We start from the raw sequence: 451 nt of genomic DNA on the forward strand, positions 1-451 counted from the left end.
ACGATCCCTATTGACACGCCCGCTGTGGGCTGACTTCTCCTTGGACGGCCGAACAGTCAGAAACGGTGATCTGACTTGGAGTCGAGATCGAGAGATCGCCGGTGACTGACGACTGGTCCAGTACGACGTCGACCTGACTCTCCGACTCGACCGTCACTGTCCCATCTATTTGGCTATCTGTCAGATGGATTTTGACCTGGCTCTCGGTGTCGACGTTCAGGTCGCCCTCGATCGAAGAGCCGGTCAGGTCGATGTCCACCTGACTCTCGGTGTCGATGTCAACGGCGGACCCAACGGCCGAGCCGTCCGTCAGCGACATTTTCACCTGGCTCTCGTTAGCTAACGTGACGCCTCCGGCGATCTCTGTTGCCGCGAAATCGAGCGTGATCTGGCCGCCGGCGTCTGTGACGTTGACGCCGCCGTCGAGGGTTGTGTCGCTATCGGTGAGAAC

Annotated in this window: 1 protein-coding gene; it reads right to left on the reverse strand. The window is 59.4% G+C overall.

What is annotated here, in order from left to right:
* Positions 1-7: 7 nt before the first annotated feature.
* The coding region (locus tag EXE42_RS18790; RefSeq protein ID WP_158293742.1) for a hypothetical protein at positions 8-451 on the reverse strand (444 nt) is incomplete at its 5' end.

The organism is Halorubrum sp. SP3 (assembly GCF_005435195.1).
Lineage (GTDB): Archaea > Halobacteriota > Halobacteria > Halobacteriales > Haloferacaceae > Halorubrum > Halorubrum sodomense.